This is a genomic window from Streptomyces sp. 8L, from assembly GCF_020176795.1.
In the GTDB taxonomy this organism is placed as follows: domain Bacteria; phylum Actinomycetota; class Actinomycetes; order Streptomycetales; family Streptomycetaceae; genus Streptomyces.
In genome coordinates, this window is record NZ_JAIUKE010000719.1 from 1 (window position 1) to 3,794 (window position 3,794).

The window sequence follows — 3,794 nt, forward strand, 5'->3', positions numbered from 1 at the left end:
GTGGTGATGCGGGGGCGGACGAGGGGCCCGTAAGGTGGAGGGAGTAATTGGACTAGACCTGTTGAAATGGGATCGCATGAGCGAGCGCGCAGTGCTGGAGGTGATCGCCCTCAACGCCGACGACGCGGTCGCCGCGCGCGACGGAGGGGCCGACCGCCTGGAGGTCGTCAGCGACATGGCGGCGGACGGGCTGAGTCCGTCGCGGGAGACGGTCGGCCGCATCCGTGCCGCCGTCGGCATCCCTCTGCGCGTGATGCTCAGGCTCACGGACGGCTTCCTCGCCGGCACGCCCGCCGACGTGGACCGGCTTGCGGCCGTCGCGGCGGAGCTGCGTGCCGAGGGCGCGGAGGAGTTCGTGCTCGGCTTCCTCGACGAGCGGGGGCGGCCCGATCTGGTGACGGTGGAGCGGCTGGTCGCGGAGATCGACGGCTGCCGGTGGACGTTCCACCGCGCCGTCGACCGCGCGGCCGACCGCGACGCCCTGCGCAAGAGCCTCGCCGATCTGCCGGGCCTGGACACCTACCTCACCGCGGGCTCTCCGGCGGGTGTGGACGAGGGACTCGCGACGCTCCTCGCCGAGGCCCGGGCCACCGCGGACGGCGAACCGGGCTACGAGGCGCAGCTGCTGGTGGGCGGCGGTCTCCGGCTCGACCACCTGCCCCGGCTGCGGGCCGCGGGCGTGCGGGCGTTCCACATCGGCGGCGCGGCCCGCCCGGACGGCTGGGAGGCGCCCGTCTCCCCGGACGCGGTCGCCCGCTGGCGCAGCACCCTGGACGCGTAGCGCCGGGGGGCGCGTGCGGCGGGAGGTCCGGCTCGCGCGACAGCCCCGTCAGGCCGCCGGGGCCGGAGCGGGGGCCGGCGCCAGCGTGGCCGGCAGCGGGGCGCGGTGCACCACGGCGAGGCCGGAGACCGCCCTGGTGAGGGCCACGTAGAGGCGGCGGAGGCCGGTGCGTTCGTCGGGTTCGCCCGCCACGACGGCCGAGGGCTCGTCCAGCACTACGTAGTCGTACTCCAGGCCCTTCGCCAGGGACGCGGGCACCAGGGTCAGGCGCGCCTGCGCCGTGGTCTCCTCGCCCGGCGAGAGGTACGGCATCCCCGCCGCGTCCAGCGCCGCAGCCAGAGCGGGTACGCGGGCGTCCGCCGCGATCAGGCCCGTCGAGCCCTCGTGCGTCAGCGCCTGGCGGCAGGCGTCCAGCACCGCGGCGTCGAGGGCCGTGAGGTCCCCGTGGCCGCCGAGGTGCCCGGGGCCCCCGCCCTCGCCTTCCGGGTCCTGGTCCGCCGCCACCTCCCGCACCGACAGGGAGCCGGGCGACTCACGTACCGAGCGGACCTCCGCGAGGCCCGGTGCGATCGACGGCAGCAGCCGTGAGGCGTACGCGATCACCTCTCGCGGCACGCGGAAACCCGCCGTCAACTCCTCCACCAGGGCGTCCGTCTTGCCGAGGTGCCGCAGCGCCTGCGCCCACGACGCCGTGGCCCACGGCGTCGTGCCCTGCGCCAGGTCGCCGAGCACGGTCGCGGAACCCGTCGAGCAGCGGCGCCCCACCGCGCGGTACTGCATCGGGGACAGGTCCTGCGCCTCGTCCAGTACGACATGCCCGAGCGAGTGGGTGCGCGAGACCAGGTCGTTCGCCTCGTCGATGAGGACCGCGTCCGCCGCGGACCAGGCCGCGGACTTCACACTCCGCGCCGGTTTGGCCCACAGCACCGCCCGCTGCTCCTCGGGCGTCAGCAGCCCTTCCGCGTGCTCGGCGAGGAACTCCGCGTCGGACAGCAGCCGCAGTACCAGCTTCGCCGGGTCGACCGGCGGCCACACGGCCTTGACCGCGGCCTTCACCGCGGCGTTCCGCGCCACCGCGTCCTGCACCCGGTCGTCGGGCGCCTCGCCCGCCTGCTCCATCCGCACGAGCACCGCGTGCGCGATCCGCTGGGGCAGCGCGTCGCGCGCGGCGCCGTAGCGGATGTCGCGGGCGAGCAGTTCGCGGACGATCTCCTCCAGTTCGTACGCGGGCACGCGCCAGCGGCGGGAGCCGCGCACCACCATCAGCGGCTCGCTCGGGAGCGACACGTGCGAGCGCAGCGCGCGCCGCAGCACCTCCGCCATGCGCGCGTCGCCCTTGACGATCGCCGTCTCCGCCGTGTCCGTGCCGCGTACCCGGACCGCGTCCGACGTGACGAGCGACTCGACCGTCGCCTGCTTGACCTCCAGCTCGCCGAGCGCCGGCAGCACCTGCTCGATGTAGTGCAGGAAGGAGGCGTTCGGGCCGATCACGAGGGTGCCGGTGCGGGCCAGCCGCTCGCGGTGCGCGTACAGCAGATACGCGACGCGGTGCAGGCCCACGGCCGTCTTGCCGGTGCCGGGGCCGCCCTGCACGCAGACCGTGCCGCCGAGGCCCGAGCGGACGATCTCGTCCTGTTCCGGCTGGATCGTCGCGACGATGTCGCGCATCGGGCCGACACGGGGACGTTCGATCTCCGCCTGGAGCAGCTTGCTCGCCCGCTCGCCCTCGCCCTCCTGCGCCGGGTCGGAGAGGTGCTCGTCCTCGTACGCGGTGAGGTCGCCGCCGGTGTAGCCGAAGCGGCGTCGAAGCCGCACGTCCAGCGGGTTCTTCCTGGACGCCTGGTAGAACGGCTGCGAGACCGGCGCGCGCCAGTCGACCACCATCGGGTCGCCGTCGGCGTCGTGCACATGGCGGCGCCCGATGTAGAACGACTCGCCCCCGGCGCCCTCCGCCTGCTCGGCGCCGACCTCGTGCAGGTAGTCGAGGCGGCCGAAGAACAGCGGTGTGTGCGAGAGGTCCGCGAGCGACTTGATGCGGTCCTTGATCTGGGCGTCGAGGACGGCGGCGTTGACCCAGTTCGCCGTGACGTCGCGGATGTCCAGCGACTCCGCGTCCTCGCGCATCGCGCGCAGGGCGGCGCGGGACGCGGAGAGATGACCGCGTTCGCGGCCCAGGGGGTCCCCCTGCGGGTCCGACGGGTCCCCCGACGGATCTCCCAGCGGACCCCGCGGCGCGTCGGGGCCGGGCGGCGCGGCCCGCTCCGAAGCAGCGCCCGGCTCCGGAGCAGCGCCCCGCTCCGCGGTGGCGGCCTGCTTCGGCGGCGCGGGGGAAGCGGGCGCGGCGGGATCGGACTCAGGGGCGTGCGAGGGCACGGTGCGGCCTCCGGTGACAGGTACACGGCTCCGCGTGCGCGGGGCTGCGCGTACGCGGTTACAGCGGGCGGTACGTGCGCACACCGACGGCCCGGGGCACGGCCCGGGCGGGCGGTGCGGCGGTCTCCGTGCGGAGTGGGATCACGTCACGGCGGCCGTCCGGTTTCCGTCCGGACGGCGGCGCTCCACGAAGGAGGCGGGCAAGACGCGAGAGTCTAGCCACCAGGACGCCGCCGGGCGAACTCTTTTACGTCCACCCCGTAGTCCACCCCGTAGGGGATGCCCGGGGCCCCGCATGGGCCCTGAGGCGTACACGGTCCGTCCTCAGGGGGCAGGAGCCCCGGGTGAGGTTCAGCCCAGGGACCGATGTGCCGAGAATGTCCGAAATCCATCATGGAGACATGAGCGCACACACCCTCACCCCCTCCCACGGCGCGACCGCGAGCGGCGTCGGCCCCTTCCCCCACCAGAGCTACGGCGTCGGCGGGGGGGGGGGGGGGGGGGGGGGGGGGGGGGGGGCCCCGGGGGGGGGGGGGGGGGGGGGGGGGGGGGGGGGGGGGCCCCGCGACCTGGCGCCTCCTCACGCTCGGCCTCGGCAAGGACATCCCGGCCGCGGGCGGTTCCGCGGCCCACACCGCCC

Annotated in this window: 2 protein-coding genes; one reads left to right on the forward strand and one right to left on the reverse strand. The window is 75.5% G+C overall.

All coding sequences use genetic code 11. The annotated features are described in order from the left end of the window. Window positions 1–76 precede the first annotated feature (76 nt). On the forward strand, window positions 77–781 hold the full coding sequence (locus tag LCE31_RS37745; RefSeq protein ID WP_225022642.1) for a copper homeostasis protein CutC: 705 nt from the start codon (window positions 77–79) through the stop codon (window positions 779–781). Between the two features lie 48 nt (window positions 782–829). Here LCE31_RS37745 and LCE31_RS37750 read toward each other — a convergent pair whose 3' ends face one another. Further along, window positions 830–3,001: a HelD family protein gene (locus tag LCE31_RS37750; protein ID WP_225022644.1), complete on the reverse strand. Its 2,172-nt coding sequence runs from the start codon at window positions 2,999–3,001 to the stop codon at window positions 830–832. Window positions 3,002–3,794: the final 793 nt, after the last annotated feature.

Coding starts and splice junctions, on each gene's coding strand:
- LCE31_RS37745 (WP_225022642.1), top strand. CDS start 77: ATGAGCGAGCGCGCAGTGCTGGAGGTGATCGCCCTCAACGCCGACGAC.